The sequence below is a fragment of the Reinekea blandensis MED297 genome, assembly GCF_000153185.1.
GTDB lineage: Bacteria > Pseudomonadota > Gammaproteobacteria > Pseudomonadales > Natronospirillaceae > Reinekea > Reinekea blandensis.
Genome location: NZ_CH724149.1, coordinates 752,033 through 769,473 on the forward strand (window position 1 = coordinate 752,033; position 17,441 = coordinate 769,473).

The following is a 17,441-nucleotide window of genomic DNA, read 5'->3' on the forward strand; positions in this document are numbered from 1 at the left end:
GGGTCGACACAAGAAAGTTAAGATCCTGAAGTTCAAGCGTCGTAAGCATCACATGAAGCAGATGGGCCATCGTCAGTGGTTCACTGAAGTTAAAATCACAGGTATCAAGGCATAACGGAGATAAATCATGGCTCACAAGAAAGCTGGTGGTAGTACCCGAAACGGTCGTGACTCTGAAAGCAAGCGCTTGGGTGTAAAAGCCTTCGGTGGTCAGACTGTATCTGCAGGCTCAATCATTGTTCGTCAGCGCGGTACTCGATTCCACGCTGGTAGCAACGTCGGTATCGGCAAAGACCATACCCTGTTTGCAAAAGCGGATGGCAAAGTCGAATTCGTGGTTAAAGGCGAAAACAACCGTAAGTTTGTTAATATCGTCGCTTAATTAACCGCTAGACGGATTTGAAAAGCCTCGCTGATGCGGGGCTTTTTTGTTTTCGGGGCGACGGTAAGTCGGACAACCGGACATTTAAAATCTGAACTTGGCACTGTCCTTACTGAGGACAGTGCCAAGTTCAGGGCGGTCTATACTGGGCCGAAACAGAACACAGGTGTTGTATGAAATTTGTAGATGAGGCCACCATTGCGGTGGAGGCCGGCAAAGGCGGAAACGGTTGCGTCAGTTTCCGTCGTGAAAAGTTTATTGCGAAGGGTGGACCCGATGGCGGCGATGGCGGCCACGGCGGCAGCATTTGGGTTAAGGCTGACGAGAATGTAAACACTCTGATCGATTATCGGTACACCCGCCGCTATAAAGCTGAAAATGGTCAGCAGGGCATGGGATCTGATATGACAGGTCGTAAGGGAAAAGACACCACGCTGACGGTTCCGGTGGGGACCACCGTTATTGATGTCGATACCGATGAAATTCTCGTTGACCTGCGTGAACATGGGCAAACCTTTAAGGTCGCCGAAGGCGGCGTGCGCGGTCTCGGGAACACCCGCTTTAAGTCATCGACCAATCGAGCGCCACGCCAGTCAACTCCCGGCAAAGAAGGCGAAAGCCGGAATCTCAAGTTTGAGCTGAAGGTCCTGGCGGACGTGGGCCTTCTGGGGCTGCCGAATGCGGGTAAATCGACCCTGATTCGGTCTGTCAGTGCGGCAAAGCCTAAAGTGGCCGATTATCCGTTCACTACGATGGTGCCGAACCTTGGTGTGGTTCGTGTCGATGAGCTGCGCTCCTTTGTCATGGCCGACATTCCGGGTCTGATCGAAGGTGCCTCCGATGGCGCCGGCCTGGGTATTCGGTTCCTGAAGCATCTGGTTCGTACCCGTGTTCTGCTCCATTTGGTAGACATGTTCCCCTTTGATGAGTCAACACCGGCGGAAAACGCGCTCGCTATTGCCAAAGAGCTGGAGGCCTTCTCTCCTACGCTGGCTCAGCGTGAACGTTGGCTGGTGCTGAATAAAATGGACATGGTGCCGGAAGAGGAGCGTCAGGCGCGGGTAGATTCTGTCATTGAGGCTCTGAACTGGACTGGGCCGGTCTATACCATCAGCGCGATGGCCAAGCAGGGAACCGATGCGCTCGCCGGAGATCTGATGAGCTGGCTTGAACAGCGTAATGCCGAGTTGGCTGAAAACGACGAGTTGGCGGATGAGGATGCTCAGCTGCGTGATCAGGTCGAAGAAGAGGCCCGGGAGCGTATTGAAATGCTGTCGGCGCGTCGTCGGGCTGAAAAAGCAGCTGCAAAAAACCGTTCGGACGACGATGACGACGACTACGATGTTGAGGTGGTTTACGAACCCTGATCAACGGCGACAAATCCAGCAATACTGCACTGCACAGACGGCGGTTTTCCGCCCGAGTGCTTTCGCTTAAACTGCCGCTAATTCGATGCAACGGGGCACCGACGTGACCGGGAATTTTGCAAACAACACCTTACAACACGGCACCCGATGGGTGGTTAAAATCGGTTCGGCATTGCTGACCAACGATGGCAAAGGCCTGGACCTGGAGCGCATTGCTGATTGGGCAGATCAGATCGCCCATCTTAAACGCTCAGGTGTTGATGTTGTCCTGGTGTCTTCCGGTGCGGTTGCGGCGGGAATGACACGCTTAGGCTGGGCTGCCCGACCGGATACAATGGAAATGTTGCAGGCCGCCGCCGCCGTTGGGCAAACGAAACTGGTTCAGACTTACGAAGAGCTTTTCCAGAAATCGGGTCTGCATACAGCACAAATTCTGCTGACACACGAAGATTTGTCCGACCGCAAACGATATCTCAATGCGCGTAACACCTTACGGGCCTTACTCGACATGCCGGTCATTCCCATCGTTAACGAAAACGACACGGTCACTACCGATGAAATCCGCTTCGGCGATAACGATACCCTGGGCGCATTGGTGACTAATCTGATTGAAGCCGATGCGCTGATTCTGCTGACCGATCAAGATGGCCTTTACAATGCCGATCCGCGAAAACAGCCCGATGCCCGGTTGATTGAGCGCGCAGCTGCTACCGATCCGACTTTGCTCGCGGTTGCAGGTGATGGCGGACGTCTGGGGCGCGGAGGCATGGCGACGAAAGTTCGGGCGGCCAGATTGGCAGCGCGCTCAGGAGCGGTGACGGTCATTGCCGGAGGTCGCCTGACGGACGTACTCGGGCGTATTCGTTCTGGACAGTCTGTTGGTACCGTTTTGCATCCGGATCTGGCTCCGATTGCGGCGCGCAAGCAATGGCTGGCTGGACACCTGCAGATGAAAGGTGAAATTGTTGTCGACGATGGTGCAGAACAGGCATTACTGAAACAGGGTAAAAGTTTGTTGGCGGTCGGGGTAAAAGCGGTGTCCGGTGATTTTCAACGCGGTGAATGTGTTGTTGTGCGTAATCTCAAGGGAGTTGAACTGGCCCGGGGGCTAGTCAATTATGATGTTTTGGATGCAAGCCGCATCATTGGCCAGCCAACTGGGGCGATCGAGTCCATTCTCGGTTATCTGAACGAGCCGGAACTCATCCACCGAGATAACCTGGTGATCGTATGACGCGTTGTGGCTGGTGTGGTCAGGACCCTCAGTACCAGGCGTATCACGACACCGTCTGGGGGCGTCCCGAGTGGGACAGCCGTGAGCTGTTCAGGAAACTGTGCTTAGACGGACAGCAAGCCGGCCTCAGCTGGATTACCATTCTGCGCAAACAGGCGGCCTACGAAGCGGCGTTTTACGATTTTGATCCTGAGTCGATGGCCCAGATGAGCGATGAGTATCTCAGTCGTCAGATGGAGAATTCCGCCATCGTTCGAAATCGCCGGAAACTGGAGTCGCTGCGCGGGAATGCTCAGGCATATCTTGCGTTGGAAACCAAACCAGGGGCGTTTTCTGACTATCTCTGGGCGTTTGTCGAGGGAAGTCCTGTGCAAAACCATTGGACGACTTTAGCCGAGGTGCCGACAGAGACCGAAGCCAGCCGCCAGATGTCGAAATCCCTGAAAAAACTGGGTTTCTCGTTTGTCGGCCCAACCATCTGTTATGCCTTTATGCAGGCTGTTGGCATGGTTAATGACCATCTGGTTGATTGTCATTGCCACGAACCCTGTCGTCAGTTAGGCGAGGCATGACTTCTGACTCCTGAATTTGATCATAAAGCCGCGTACACTGCGGACACTGACTGACTAAAAGAGCTTTGAGTAGGCGATATGGCAACAGAGCGACCTCCGTTTTTACCTCCGGCTCTTGGACTGTTGATGATGCTTGGGGTGTTCACCGCGCATTTTGTTCGTCCTATAGCCATGCTATTCCCTTTCCCGTTAAATTATCTGGCGTTGTTGCCCATCAGTGTGGGTGTGTTGCTGACGGTTCTGGCTGATCGGGAGTTTCGGCGTAAAGGGGTGGTCAATGAAAACGGTCAGTACCTGGACAACGCTGGAGTATTGGTGACCAGCGGCATCTACGGCCTGACGCGTAATCCCACCTATCTCGGTCTGGTCCTGATTATCATCGGGTTGGCCATCTGGGTGGGCAGTCTGTCCCCCTGGCTGATTGTCTTACTCTTTGTTTTTTTATTGCGAAGAACCTATATTGCTAATGAAGAACGTCGTTTGTCGGCACAGTTCGGCGATCGTTATCGACAATATTGCCGTCTGGTGCCTCGCTGGTTGATCCGGTTATCGCGCTGACGGCGAACTCTTCTTCAGGGGCAGGGAATGTTCACCACGCCATTGCGCGTTTATGAAACCGTTATACGAGAGAAGTCTCATTGGCTCATTTTCTGGGTACTTGTCGGGCTGATTCTGCTCGGTTTTCAAGCCAGAAATTTCACTCTCGACGCATCCGCTGAGAGCCTGCTGCTCGAAAAAGATCCGGCATTGGACTATTTTCGGGAGATCTCCGAACGCTACGGCTCTCAGGACTTTCTGATCCTCACCTTTACACCGGACGTGCCTCTGTTCAGTGAATCATCGTTGTCGGTGTTAACGGCCATTCGGGATGAAATCCGACAGCTGGAGCGCGTGGCATCGGTGGTCAGTGTCATGGACGTTCCCTTGCTGTCTAATCCTCCGGTGCCCATGACGGAGTTGGTGAGTAATATTAAAACGCTCGAGGATCCGGAGACCGACCTGGCCATGGCCCGGTCCGAGCTGGCCAACAGCCCCCTTTACGTTAATTTGCTGCTGAACCTGGATGAAAACACCACCGCGTTGCAGATCAACTTTCCTTTTGATCAGACCAAAAGTGATCTGTTATCCATGCGGGACAACCTGCGCCGTCAGGTTCAAACGTTGCCGGATTCAGGCGCCGAGAAACAGCTTGAACTGGTTGACGAACTGATTTTTGAACACAACGCAGATGCGGCCGAAGCCCTGCATCAGGACATTGAATCCATCCGTTCCATCATGACCCGATATGATGACCAGGGAGAGTTGCATCTGGGCGGCGTGCCGATGATTGCGGACGATATCATCCGTTTTGTCCGCAGTGACCTCATCGTGTTTGGGGTCGGTGTCGTTCTGCTGGTGGTGGTGACATTATGGGTGATCTTTCGACAAGCCCGCTGGGTGTTTTTGCCATTGCTCTGTTCCGGTTCCGTCGTCGTTGCGATGCTTGGGCTGCTGGGGTGGTGGCAGTGGCCGGCGACGGTTATTTCCAGCAATTTTATTTCATTACTGTTGATTCTTACCTTATCGATGAACATCCATCTGATTGTTCGGTATCGGGAACTGTTGCGCGAACATCCCGATTGGGATCAGCGGGATCTCGTGATTCGAACGGTCAGACGCATCGCGATTCCCTGTGTCTATATGACACTGACGACCGGCGTGGCGTTTGTGTCGCTGGTCAGCAGTGGGATCCGACCGGTCATTAACTTTGGTTGGATGATGACAGTCGGCATTCTGGTGTCATTCTTAATGACTTTTGCTGTGTTCCCGGCCATGTTGATGATGCTCGGTAAAAACCGACGCAGCGCCGAAGCCATGCAAGAAGGGCCGTTAACCAGGGTTCTGGCACGGTTTACGTTACGCAATGGGCGCGTCATTCTTTTGGTCAGTGCGTTAATCGCGGCCTTTACCATCATCGGGGCTTCTCAGCTTCTGGTTGAAAACAGCTTTATCGACTACTTCGACGAGGAAACCGAAATCTATCAGGGGATGACGGTCATCGATCAGCGACTGGGTGGTACCACGCCACTGGAGGTTATCCTGCGTTTTAATGGCGACAGAGATCGCGCAGAGGTGGCCGAAACACCCGAAGAGTCTCAGCCAGCCAGTGAAGTAAGCGACCCGTTTGTCGACGACTTTGTGACCGAAGATGAGTTTGTCTCTGACACCTCAGGTGATTTCATCGAAGAAGATTTTCTCTCAATGGATGAGGGCGATGTCGGGCGTTTTGAAGACGATTTTGTTGGTGAAGATGACCCTGATAAATATTGGTTTACCACGGATAAAGTCGAAGATATCAAGAAAATCCACCAGTATCTGGATGCGTTGCCACAGACCGGCAAAGTTATCTCGCTGGCGACCATGATGGAAATTGCGGAGTCGTTTAACGACGGTGAACCGCTGACAAACATTCAACTGGCTCTGCTGTATTCCGTGATCCCGGAAGAGTTCCGCGCCATCGTTGTTGATCCCTATGTGTCTGTTGAACACAACGAGGCTCGACTGAATGTTCGGATTCTGGACTCTATGCAGGGTCTGCAACGTGACGCGTTACTGCGTGATATTGAGCAGGATCTGGTTGAAGTACTGGGGTTTGAAGTCGATGAAGTCCGCTTGACCGGCATGATGGTGTTATACAACAACATGCTGCAGAGTCTGTTTTCGTCTCAGGTACTGACGTTAGGCGGCGTGTTCATTGGTATTTTGTTGATGTTTTTACTGTTGTTTCGAAACCTGACTTTGGCGTTGATTGCCATGGTGCCGAACTTGCTGGCGGCGACGCTGGTTTTGGGCGTCATGGGCTGGCTAGGCATTCCACTGGACATCATGACCATTACCATTGCCAGCATTACCATCGGCATCGCGGTAGACAACACCATTCATTACATCGTTCGTTATCGACGGGAATACGAGCGGGATCATAATTACGCCAAAGCCTTGCGACGAGCACATAAATCCATTGGGAAAGCGATTTTCTATACGTCGGTGACGATCATTATGGGGTTTTCGATCCTGACCATGTCGAACTTCAAACCCACGATCTATTTTGGTTTGCTCACAGCGCTGGCCATGACAGTGGCATTGCTGGGGTCGCTGACGCTATTACCACGATTGATTTTACTGACCCGACCCTTTGCGAAAGGGTCGGGTGACTGAACCGGAAATCAGTTCAGGCAGGTGGGGTTGGTTTTCAGGATTGCAGGCTGACTTCAAACGCCCGCACCCGACGATTATCCGCGGTGGTAACCCGAACCTGAAGATCACCAATCTGGATGGTGTCATCCCGTTTTGGAACGCGACCAAACTTGTGCATGACGATTCCGCCAATGGTATCGAATTCTTCGTCACTGAAGTCAGTCGCAAAATGCGCATTGAAGTCGACAATCGGCGTTAACGCCTGAACGATAAAAGCACCGGCTCCATTGGAGGCGATGTTTGATACCGTCTCATCGTCATGCTCGTCCTCAATTTCACCAACAATTTCCTCAAGCACGTCTTCAATGGTCACCAACCCGGAAATACCGCGATATTCGTCCACCACGATGGCCAGGTGATTACGATTTTGGCGGAAGTCACGCAACAGGACGTTTACGCGCTTGCTTTCCGGGACAAAAGTGACTTTGCGGATGATGTTGCGCACCTGCTTTTGCATTTCGGCTTCATTAAAGTCGTTGCTCAGGCTTAATGAGAGCATGTCTTTCGCCAGCAGAACACCCAGTACCTCATCAGGGTTTTCCCCGATGACGGGGAAGCGAGAGTGACCCGATGCGACAATTTTCGCAGTCCAGTCTTTAATGGACTCATCATGCTCAAGGCTGACCATTTGAGAGCGCGGGATCATAATGTCCCGAACATGCAGGTCGGACACATTCATGGCACCGGTGATGATGCGCAATGAATCATCGTCCAGAATGTCGTTGCCATGGGCATCCTGAATGATGGTCAGCAGTTCTTCACGATCTTTTGGTTCCCCGGTAAAGGCATCACCCAACCGTTCCAGCAGGGTTTTTTTACCGGGGTTTCTACTCGTGGGTTTGTCGTCACTCATGACTCTGAAGGCTCCTCTCTTTCGCCTTGGTAGGGGTCAGGGATGGACAGGGCAGCCAGAATCGTTCGTTCCGCCTGTTCCATCTGTTCAGCTTCATCGTCTTCAATGTGGTCATATCCCAGCAGATGCAAGGTTCCATGAACCACCATATGTGCCCAATGATGACTGAGGTGTTTTCGTTGTGCTTGTGCTTCTTCCTCTACGACTGGCGCGCAGATGACCAGATCACCCAATAGCCGGTCGATACCCGCGTCGGCCACACCGGGCGGTGCTTCGAAAGGGAACGACAAGACATTCGTGGGTTTGTCTTTTCCCCGATACGTCGCGTTCAGATCCTGACTCTCTTCCGCCGAGACAACACGGATACTCATTTCAACTTCGCGATCGTAACCGCTCAGAGCCGCCGAGACCCATTGCCGGAAGCTGGCTTCTGCGGGGATATTTTCGGCGTCGGTTGCGATTTGCAAATCAAGGGTCAGTTCAGTCATTACTCGGCAGCTTCATAGGCGTCAACAATACGTTGCACCAGCGGGTGACGAACAACATCACCGGACTCAAAATGGGTAAATCCGATACCCGGGACATCTTTCAGAACATCGATCGCGTGGCGAAGGCCCGAAGCCTGACCTTTGGGCAGGTCAATCTGTGACGGGTCACCCGTGATGATCGCCGTCGAGCCGAAACCGATACGAGTCAGGAACATTTTCATCTGCTCCCGGGTCGTGTTCTGACTTTCGTCGAGAATAATGTAACTGTGACTGAGCGTTCGACCGCGCATGTAAGCCAACGGTGCGACTTCGATGATGTTGCGCTCGATCAGCCGGTCGACTTTTTCGAACCCCAGCATTTCATAAAGCGCATCGTAGAGAGGGCGCAGATAGGGGTCGACTTTTTGACTGAGGTCGCCTGGCAGGAACCCCAGTTTTTCACCGGCTTCAACGGCCGGGCGAACCAACAGGATTCGGCGAACCTGATCCTGCTGCAATGCCTGCACGGCACAGGCAACAGCGAGATAAGTCTTGCCGGTGCCGGCCGGGCCGATACCGAAGTTAATGTCGTGGTTGACGACGCTGTGCACGTAACGTTTCTGATTCGCTCCCCGAGGCCGGACCACCATCTTAGGGGTATGTACCACATAGAGCTTGTCTTCGTGCAGTTTCGGCTCTTCATTGCTTTGAGCCTGCTGCCGGTCACGGACGCCGGAGACTTCCGATGGCTGCAGAAACAGGTGAACGGTGTCAGGCGAAAGGTCTTTATTGCCTTTGGTTTCCCGATACAGCCGCTTCAATATGTCTTCTGCGGCGGCAATCTGTGCTTCTTCGCCCTGAATCTGAAAGTGATTGCCCCGGTTCAGGATGCGCACATCCAGTCGGGATTCAATCTGTTTCAGATGATCGTTGGCCAGTCCGCATAAAGCAGCCAGGCGTTGAGGATGATCGGGTTCGAGCGTGAATTGACGCATGGCTTCGGCCACATCGGGCCTGTCGTCGACAGATGGGGTATTCAAAGTGGTGTTGATCCTCAGAGTTTGTAGTGTCAAGAATACCCAGACACCCCGTCTTGTCAAAAAGACTTTCGTTTAAGGTGTGCTGGGCTTATAGCAACTGGTTATAGGCGTTGCTCGAGGTCAATAGGCCAAATCCGCATTGATGATTTCACCACGCAGACTGTTGGCATAGGCTTCGGTAATACGAACCTGAACGAACTTTCCGATCAGTGACTGATCGTCACAGGTGAAAAAGGTGTTCCGGTTGTTCTCGGTGCGCCCATAAAGGTCCTCGGGATTCCGTTCAGACGCACCGGTAACCAGAATGATCTGAGTACTGCCGACCATGCGACGGCTGATCTGAGAAGCCTGTTGAGTGATTCGCTGTTGCAGAATCTGCAGTCGCTGTTTTTTGACCGATTCAGGGGTTTCGTCTGGCAGGTCAGAAGCGGGTGTCCCCGGCCGGGCGCTGTAGACAAAACTGAACGAGTGATCGAAACCAATGGTTTGGATCAGGTTCATGGTGTCTTCGAAGTCCTGATCTGTTTCACCCGGAAAGCCAATGATGAAGTCGGACGAAAAGCTGATATCCGGCCGATTGAGTCGGATGCGTTCCATTTTATCGATGTACTCATCCACTTCATGGCCGCGTTTCATGGCCGCCAATATGCGATTGGAGCCGCTCTGAACGGGCAGGTGGAGATGGCTGACCAGTTCCGGGACGTCGTTGTAGACATCAATCAGACTCTCTGTGAACTCGACCGGGTGGCTGGTGGTGAACCGGATTCGGTCGATACCGTCGATCTGAGCGGCCAGCGTGATCAGCTCCGCGAGATCGGCCTCACCGCCGTCGTGGCGTGCGCCACGGTAGGCATTGACGTTTTGGCCAAGAAAGTTGATTTCCCGGACGCCCTGGCCCGCCAAGTGGGCAACTTCTGCGATAACGTCGTCAAACGGCCGGCTGACTTCTTCACCCCGGGTGTATGGCACGACACAGAATGTGCAGTATTTGGAGCAGCCTTCCATGACCGATACAAACGCCGAGACGCCATCACTTTTGGGTGCTGGCAGATGATCGAACTTCTCGATTTCCGGGAACGTGATATCAACCACCGAGATTTTATCCGACCCGGTCGCGGCTGCATCGGTTGCATCGATCATTCCAGGCAGGCGATGCAGCGTCTGGGGCCCGAAAATCATATCCACATGAGGAGCGCGCTGGGAAATGGCATCGCCTTCCTGAGAAGCCACACATCCTCCGACACCGATTTTCAGGTTCGGGTTTTTGTCTTTCAAAGACTTCCAGCGACCCAGCTGATGAAACACCTTTTCCTGGGCTTTCTCCCGGATAGAGCAGGTGTTCAGCAAGATGACATCCGCGTCATTCTCGTTGTCGGTCAGCTCGTAGCCGTGGCTTTCACCGAGAAGGTCGGCCATACGGTCCGAATCGTACTCGTTCATCTGGCAGCCGTGGGTTTTGATAAAAAGCTTTTTCGTCATCAGATCGCTAAAGGTTGAAATTTCAGGGCGCGGAATTATACCTGTCAGTGGCTGAAATCCAAACAGTCCTGAGCCAGATGCGGTTAAATTTGGTGAACAGAAGTAAAGAAGCTGACTTTTAACCGCAGAAGTGACTCAGGGTCCGGTCTTTAACTTCCGGCCTCGTTGCCGCCTAGAGTGTTGTTAAAAAAGCAAATGAAAAAGCAAGAGTCCATCTATTGTGTCCGGTTTATCAATCAGGACAAGCTGTATGAAATCTACTGCCAGCATGTGTATCCCAGTGACATGTTCGGTTTTCTGGAACTGGAAGGATTTATATTCGGTGAGCGCAGTCAGGTTCTGGTTGATCCGGGCGAAGAGCGTTTAGCAAAAGAGTTTTCAGGGGTGAAGCGTTCCTTTGTACCCATGCACGCGGTTGTTCGTATCGATGAGGTGGAGAAGGAGGGCACGCCTAAAATCAGCGATTCCAAAGGCTCAGCCACCGTGACGGCTTTTCCGGCCACTCCTCCTAAGAAAAGCTGAACTGAGATGTGTAATAATTTGTAGCCTGAACAGCCAGTTGTCGGATTTTCTGATAAGGTGCGCCGCTTTTCGCCCCCGGCGGGGCGGCGTTGCTGATTGACGAGAATACGAGGCCTGCGATGTATCAGAGATGGCGCCATCATCTGAATTGGTTTTTCCCGACGATAACGACGGCCGTTTTGCTGTTGAAACTGTATCTTTCTACCGCCACTTTCTAGTTTGGGTGATTTGATACTTTGGGAATGCGCACAGATTGAAAAGTTGACTATACTTTTTGTAAAGGGGTTGGTGATTTGATCACTGACCACCATAATAAAGTAAGAGAGTATTCTGACAGAGGTAGAATCATGGCAGCATTGACAATCGTAGTCCTGATCATAGGTTACAGTGTGTTGCAGTCCAAGAAGCCGACATTGCAGCCCATTAAAATCCGCCGTGAGGACGAGACGCCAAGGCGCCGATAATGCCAGGGCTCAGTGATTGGTTGAAATTTGATCGGCTGACACTATAATCCTCCGCCTTTGGCAACCCCAAAAAGGTCCTGGGTTTTGAAAAGCACTTCTTCCTCATTGCTGGCCACAGCTTGGTGTTTCTTTTTTTGTCTTTCAGACGTCTTTGCGAACGAATCGACGTCTGTAGAAACGAATGAAACCTCTGTCTCTCAAGACGCTGAGCTGCCCGAAATGGCGGCCATCAGCGATGTTCAAACCAAAAAAGACACCTTTTTTGGCTTCCTTGAACCCATCATTGAACAAGCGAATCTGCGTATCCAAGCAGAAAGAGCTTGGTTAAAGGTTATTGAGACTGACCTTCGCAATGATCGTGCCTTAGCCGCCTGGCAGCATTCGCTGCTGGAAAAACTCGGTAATGACTACAAAGTTGATGAACCGGTCGGTTCACGAGCCTACTTCGCGGAACTGTTTTTACGTGTCGATGTGCTTCCAGCGTCGTTAGTTCTCGCGCAGGCTGCCAATGAGAGCGCCTGGGGCACCAGCCGGTTTGCGGTTGATGGCAATAATCTCTTTGGGCAATGGTGCTTCACCAAAGGCTGCGGCTTGGTGCCGAGCGGTCGGGATTCCGACGAAAGTCATGAGGTTCGTGTGTTTGATTCCGTGACGGAATCGGTCAACAGCTATTTTCGGAACATTAATACCCACCGTCAGTACCATTCGTTGCGGACCATCCGCTCAGAGTTGCGATACCTGGGACAAGCGCTGGACAGTGAGACGCTGGCCTGGGGGCTTGAAGGTTACAGCATCCGAGGCGAACACTACATTCGTGAGCTGATTGCGATGATTCGTTATAACCGCCTCGACGAGTTCGACCAACCCGCTTTCTACGCCAGTCGGGCCATTGAAGTACGTCGCCAGTAACGATCATCGGATGGCGGGGCTCGGCCCTTACACTTCCTGATGCTTGTATTTCCGATGCGGAATGAGTAAAACAGCGCTTCACGTTCAGGAGTCCCATCATGTTTTCCGGCATTGTTCAGAATAAAACCCAGGTTCGCATTGAGCAGGAACGAGATCAGTTAAAAACCTTCTCGATCGCCTTGACTGATACCCAGATTCAGGGCCTGACGACGGGGGCCAGCATTGCCTTAAATGGCGTTTGTCTGACGGTGACTCAAATCCGCTCCGGCAGAGCCTGGTTCGATGTGATGATGGAAACGCTCAGAGTGACCAATCTCGGCGAGTTGCGAACCGGCGATCTGGTGAATGTTGAACGGGCCGCTCGTTTTGGTGATGACATCGGGGGGCATGCCATGTCCGGACACATATCTGCGACGACAGAAATAGTTGAGATCGAACGTCCTGCGAACAACTGCATAATCTGGTTTTCGATCACCCCTGATCAGCGTCGATACCTCATTCCTAAGGGCTTTGTCGGTCTTAATGGATGCAGCCTGACTATTGGCGAGGTACTCCATGATCGCTTTAATGTGTATTTGATTCCGGAAACATTGGACGTGACAACCTTTGGTGATTTAGCCGTCGGGGCCAAGGTGAATCTTGAATACGACCCTCAGACGCAAGCCATTGTTGAAACCCTGACCCGAATGAAAGACGAGGGACTATTATGACCGTCGGAACTCATCCACCTGAATCGATGGTTATTAAGGTTGTGGCGTTTGATCAGATGGATCTTCACACCCTCTATGATCTTTTAGCCCTGCGAATGTCGGTTTTTTGTGTCGAGCAGAACTGCCCGTATCAGGACATTGATGGCAAGGACCCGCTGGCCTGGCATGTCTTGGCGTATCGTGCGGGCGAGCTTGTCGGTACGGCCCGGGTGTTGATGCCAGGAGAGTCCTATGCGGATGCCTGTTCGATTGGCCGGGTGGCCAATCGGTCGGATACCCGGGGCCAGAAAGTCGGGCAACAGGTGATGCGGGCCGCTGTTGAAGCTTGTGAAGTTCGCTTCCCTCAATACCCGATACGGATTGGGGCCCAACAGTATCTGAGTGGCTTTTATCAGCAGTTTGGTTTTTCGGAAACCGGCCCGTCTTATCTTGAAGACGGCATTGTCCATGTGCCCATGCTCAAAGCGGCCGTCCAGAACAGCTGATCGGTAGCCGGTCGGATCCTATGGACTCGCGTCGGCTAACACCGTGTCTACAAAGGCCATGTGTTCCTGCGCCAGCTGTCGGGCACGGTCTGGCTTGCGGTAGTAGATCGCCTCAAACAGAGCTGTATGCTGTTTCATTAAACGTAAACGAGTCTCCGGGCGACGGGACATGGTACCAATGTTCCGCGTGACGTTGGCGCGCAGCAGCGTGAACAGGCTGTTCAGGGTCAGGGCCAGAATCTGATTTCCGCTGGCTTGTGCAATGGCCAGATGAAAACGGGCATCGGCGAGCCCCTCCGCTTTTAAGTCACCCTGTCGATGGGCATGTTTGAGATGTCGATGCGCACGCTCAATGGCTTTCAGGTCATTCTCCGATGCCCGCTGAGCCGCCAGAAAGGCCGTCTGCGATTCAATGGCCTGTCGATATTCCCTGAGTTCCTCATGGCTGAACGTCTGCTGTTGCCATTCAACGAGATCCGGCAGGGTTTCAGGCGTATCTGAGCGAACATAATGACCTGAGCCGACAACTGAAGCGATGCAGCCCTGTTGCCTGAGAGCTGTCAGTGCCTCTCGGATGGTGGCACGGCTCACCTGATAGTCGGCGGCCAGCGTCCGTTCCGATGGCAACCGGGTATCAACCGGCCAGTCGCCATCACGAATGGCAATTTTCATCAGCGCAAGGACATCGTCCAGTCGGTTCATATTGGTCAGACCAATTGTGATATTGTGGTTGATGGTACCCCATTTACCGGTGATTCCACGTGTCTTGGCGATGCTTTGCGACTAAAGTAGGGGACTTGTCTGACCAGCCTGAAATTGGACACCGAATACACTGATGTTTGAATCTGAAACGGATTAACGGTCATGCCGATAACACACTTTCTGAACGAGCTGCGGAATCATCTGCCTGAAGAGCGGATAATTACCGATGAGTTTCGCCGATTTACGTACAGCACGGATGCCAGCTTTTATCGGATGCTGCCCCAGGCAATTGTGCGGGCGAACAGTGAGCAAGACATCGTGGTGGTTTTGCAGTTGGCGGGCCGGCATCAGGTTCCGATTACTTTTCGAGCCGCCGGTACAAGCCTTTCCGGACAGGCCGTGACCGATAGTGTGCTGGTGTTATTGACCGATGAATGGCAGGGGGTGAGCGTTGATCCGCTTGGTGAGACGGTGCACGTTCAACCCGGCGTCATCGGTGGCAGAGTCAATCAGGCATTGCTGCCTTATGGCCGTAAGATTGGTCCGGACCCGGCCTCCATCAACGCCTGTAAAATAGGCGGCATTGTGGCGAACAACGCCAGTGGGATGTGTTGTGGCACCAAGCACAACAGTTACCATACTTTGCAGGCAATGCGCCTGATTCTACCGGATGGCACGGTCCTGGATACCCGTGACGAGGCCTCGGTCACAAACTTCAGGGCGTCGCATGAAGCGTTGTTGTCCGGCCTGACTGAACTGCGGGAGTCTCTGTTATCCCGTCCGGAACTTTGCGAAAAAGTTCGCCATAAATACCGACTTAAAAATACCACCGGTTACGGCATGAATGCGTTGCTGGATTTCGAGGACCCGATCGACATTCTGACTCACCTGGTGGTTGGATCGGAAGGCACCCTGGGTTTTATCAGTGAAGTCTCTTTGCAAACTGTCGATGAGTTGCCGCAAAGGGCGTCGGCGATGGTCGGTTTTTCGGATCTGAACGATTGTGCGTTGGCGGTTGCGCGGTTGCGCGCGGCGCCTGTGGATGCCGTTGAGCTGTTGGACATGCGGGCGATACAGTCGGTTTCACATCTACCCGGCTTACCGGCTTTTGCCCGTCAATTGCCGGACGCAGGTGGATTATTGCTGATTGATGTCCGAGCCACCAATCCTGACACCTTGGCCGCGTCTTTAGCCGAGGTTGATCGTGTTCTCGGTGAAAGCCCGGTAGCAGACAGCACTGGATTTACCACCGATAGCAGCTTAATCGAGGAGTACTGGCATCTACGTAAAGGGACTTTTCCCGCCGTCGGCGCTAATCGACCGGCCGGTACCACCGTCATTATTGAAGACGTTGCCTTTCCAATAGAGCGTCTTGCTGAAGGTGTGGAGCGGCTGCAAGCGCTGTTTGATGAGTTTGGCTATCGTGAAGCCATCATCTTTGGCCACGCTTTGGAGGGTAATCTGCATTTTGTGTTTACCCAGAGTTTTGATGAGCCGGCGGAAGTTCAGCGTTACGACGAGTTCATGGCCTCGGTCAGTGATCTGGTCGCACTGGAGTTTGGCGGTTCCCTGAAAGCTGAGCACGGAACCGGGCGCAATATGGCGCCGTTCGTGAAACTTGAGTGGGGCGAATCTATTTATGAACTGATGACTCGTATCAAACGACTGATTGATCCTAATGGGTTGTTAAATCCCGGAGTCATACTGAATGACGATGAAAAGGCACACCTGAAGCATCTGAAACCGATGCCGGTCGCCGACCCGGTGATCGACCGCTGTATCGAGTGTGGCTTTTGCGAGGACGTTTGCCCAAGCCAGAATTATTCTTTGACCCCACGGCAACGCATAGCGGCGTTTCGGGAAATACAGCGTCGCAAAGATCAGCAGGTCAATGTTGGGCCTGATTGGGATCAGGCGTTTCAAACCATGGGGATTGATACCTGCGCGGCGACGGGATTATGCGAGTTGAAATGTCCGGTTGGCATAAACACCGGCGAGTTAGTGCTCAAGTTGCGTTCACGGCAAAACTATCGTTACCGCAGGTTGTCGGCACTGATGGCCCGACATTTTGCCGCCGTCGCCAGTTGGGTCCGGTTTGGCTTAATGCTCAGTGCCGGTGTACAAAGGCTGTTCGGGGCAAATCGCTTGGAGCAGGCGAGTCTAAGGATCCGTCAGTGGAGTGGTCAGCGAACGCCGGTTTGGTTGAGTTCGACACCGCGACGCTCGAACCCGATCTATGCCCGAAATGAACGGATCGACCCGAATGCTCGGGATACGGTTGTTTACTGGTCTTCTTGTGCCAGTCAATCAATGGGGCCGGCTCTGAATGAAGATCGCCGACCCATACCCGATGCAGTACGGTCGGTCTTGGAGAAAGCCCGACTGAATGTCGTGTACCCGCAACCCACACGAGGACTGTGTTGTGGTCAACCGTTTCGTTCGAAAGGGCAGAACCAGGAAGCCGATCTGATGATGAACGAAGTGCTTGATGCTTTGTGGGAAGTCTCCAGTGCCGGCCGTTATCCGGTGTTGGCGGATGCCAGTCCCTGCTCATTACAGGTACGGGAAGAGGCTGAGAAGCGCGGTATCCATCTGTACGACTCCAGTGCCTTCATCGATCGTTTTCTGCTCAGTCGTCTTGAGTTTGAGCCGGAACCTTTGCCGGTTGCCGTTCATGTAACCTGCAGTACTCAAAAACAGGGCCTCGAGCGCAGTCTGTTGCGGGTGCTCGATAAAGTGGCACCAAACTGGACACGACCGGAGGGTATCTATTGTTGTGGATTCGCCGGTGACAAAGGTTTTACCCAGCCGGAACTGAACGCGTCGGCGCTGAAGAGTCTTGCCGGTCAGGTTAAGGACTGTCGTTATGGGATATCGACAAGCCGCACCTGTGAAATCGGTTTATCGCGTCATAGTGGGTTGACGTACTATTCGTTGTTTGAAGTGGTAGATCGATGTTCGAAAGCTGCCAATACCCTGGAGGGTTGAGTACCGAACGGATCCGAAAAGTCTCAGGTGAGC

At 52.9% G+C, this 17,441-nt stretch carries 17 protein-coding genes; 12 read left to right on the plus strand and 5 right to left on the minus strand.

The window, feature by feature from the left end:
* The 7 genes from MED297_RS21740 to MED297_RS03425 all read left to right on the plus strand — a co-directional run.
* Nucleotides 1–115 (plus strand): bL21 family ribosomal protein (locus tag MED297_RS21740; RefSeq protein WP_008042424.1); only part of this gene is annotated, 115 nt, incomplete at its 5' end.
* Between the two features lie 12 nt (nt 116–127).
* Nucleotides 128–382, plus strand: coding sequence for a 50S ribosomal protein L27 (rpmA, locus tag MED297_RS03400; RefSeq protein ID WP_008042425.1), 255 nt, complete (start codon nt 128–130; stop codon nt 380–382).
* Between the two features lie 173 nt (nt 383–555).
* Nucleotides 556–1,749 carry an Obg family GTPase CgtA gene (gene cgtA, locus MED297_RS03405; protein ID WP_008042426.1) on the plus strand — a complete coding sequence of 398 codons (1,194 nt, stop codon included), beginning with the start codon at nt 556–558 and terminating at the stop codon, nt 1,747–1,749.
* An 85-nt stretch (nt 1,750–1,834) separates the two neighbouring features.
* Nucleotides 1,835–2,983, plus strand: coding sequence for a glutamate 5-kinase (gene proB / locus MED297_RS03410; protein WP_008042427.1), 1,149 nt, complete (start codon nt 1,835–1,837; stop codon nt 2,981–2,983).
* Complete coding sequence (locus tag MED297_RS03415) at nt 2,980–3,555, plus strand: DNA-3-methyladenine glycosylase I (RefSeq protein ID WP_008042430.1); 576 nt, start codon at nt 2,980–2,982, stop codon at nt 3,553–3,555. The genes proB and MED297_RS03415 overlap by 4 nt, the downstream gene beginning before the upstream one ends.
* Before the next feature lie 78 nt (nt 3,556–3,633).
* Nucleotides 3,634–4,113, plus strand: coding sequence for a methyltransferase family protein (locus MED297_RS21035; protein ID WP_008042431.1), 480 nt, complete (start codon nt 3,634–3,636; stop codon nt 4,111–4,113).
* A 27-nt stretch (nt 4,114–4,140) separates the two neighbouring features.
* Nucleotides 4,141–6,750: an efflux RND transporter permease subunit gene (locus MED297_RS03425; RefSeq protein ID WP_008042433.1), complete on the plus strand. Its 2,610-nt coding sequence runs from the start codon at nt 4,141–4,143 to the stop codon at nt 6,748–6,750.
* A 34-nt stretch (nt 6,751–6,784) separates the two neighbouring features.
* Here the strand turns inward: MED297_RS03425 and MED297_RS03430 are convergent, their stop codons facing one another.
* From MED297_RS03430 to miaB, 4 genes are all read right to left on the minus strand, one after another.
* Entirely contained in the window at nt 6,785–7,642 is an 858-nt protein-coding gene (locus MED297_RS03430) for an HlyC/CorC family transporter (RefSeq protein ID WP_008042434.1), read from the minus strand.
* Nucleotides 7,639–8,130 (minus strand): rRNA maturation RNase YbeY, encoded by a 492-nt coding sequence (gene ybeY, locus MED297_RS03435; protein WP_008042435.1) that lies wholly within the window; start codon nt 8,128–8,130, stop codon nt 7,639–7,641. Before ybeY ends, MED297_RS03430 begins: the two co-directional genes overlap by 4 nt.
* A complete protein-coding gene (locus MED297_RS03440; protein ID WP_040556607.1) occupies nt 8,130–9,104 on the minus strand; it encodes a PhoH family protein in 975 nt (324 codons plus the stop codon). The genes ybeY and MED297_RS03440 overlap by 1 nt, the downstream gene beginning before the upstream one ends.
* Before the next feature lie 165 nt (nt 9,105–9,269).
* Nucleotides 9,270–10,628 (minus strand): tRNA (N6-isopentenyl adenosine(37)-C2)-methylthiotransferase MiaB, encoded by a 1,359-nt coding sequence (miaB, locus tag MED297_RS03445; RefSeq protein ID WP_008042438.1) that lies wholly within the window; start codon nt 10,626–10,628, stop codon nt 9,270–9,272.
* A gap of 195 nt (nt 10,629–10,823) precedes the next feature.
* On the opposite strand from miaB, the gene MED297_RS03450 reads away from it, so the two are divergent.
* From MED297_RS03450 to MED297_RS03465, 4 genes are all read left to right on the plus strand, one after another.
* Nucleotides 10,824–11,150 carry a DUF1820 family protein gene (locus MED297_RS03450; RefSeq protein WP_008042439.1) on the plus strand — a complete coding sequence of 109 codons (327 nt, stop codon included), beginning with the start codon at nt 10,824–10,826 and terminating at the stop codon, nt 11,148–11,150.
* A gap of 548 nt (nt 11,151–11,698) precedes the next feature.
* Complete coding sequence (locus MED297_RS03455; protein ID WP_050762854.1) at nt 11,699–12,523, plus strand: glucosaminidase domain-containing protein; 825 nt, start codon at nt 11,699–11,701, stop codon at nt 12,521–12,523.
* 98 nt (nt 12,524–12,621) lie between these two features.
* Nucleotides 12,622–13,233, plus strand: a complete 612-nt coding sequence (locus MED297_RS03460) for a riboflavin synthase (RefSeq protein ID WP_008042441.1) — start codon at nt 12,622–12,624, stop codon at nt 13,231–13,233.
* A complete protein-coding gene (locus MED297_RS03465) occupies nt 13,230–13,718 on the plus strand; it encodes a GNAT family N-acetyltransferase (protein ID WP_008042442.1) in 489 nt (162 codons plus the stop codon). The genes MED297_RS03460 and MED297_RS03465 overlap by 4 nt, the downstream gene beginning before the upstream one ends.
* 18 nt (nt 13,719–13,736) lie before the next feature.
* Here the strand turns inward: MED297_RS03465 and MED297_RS03470 are convergent, their stop codons facing one another.
* Complete coding sequence (locus tag MED297_RS03470; protein WP_008042443.1) at nt 13,737–14,420, minus strand: FadR/GntR family transcriptional regulator; 684 nt, start codon at nt 14,418–14,420, stop codon at nt 13,737–13,739.
* Nucleotides 14,421–14,582: 162 nt separating this feature from the next.
* Here MED297_RS03470 and MED297_RS03475 point away from each other — a divergent pair, with 162 nt between their 5' ends.
* On the plus strand, nt 14,583–17,408 hold the full coding sequence (locus tag MED297_RS03475; RefSeq protein ID WP_008042444.1) for an FAD-binding and (Fe-S)-binding domain-containing protein: 2,826 nt from the start codon (nt 14,583–14,585) through the stop codon (nt 17,406–17,408).
* Nucleotides 17,409–17,441: the final 33 nt, after the last annotated feature.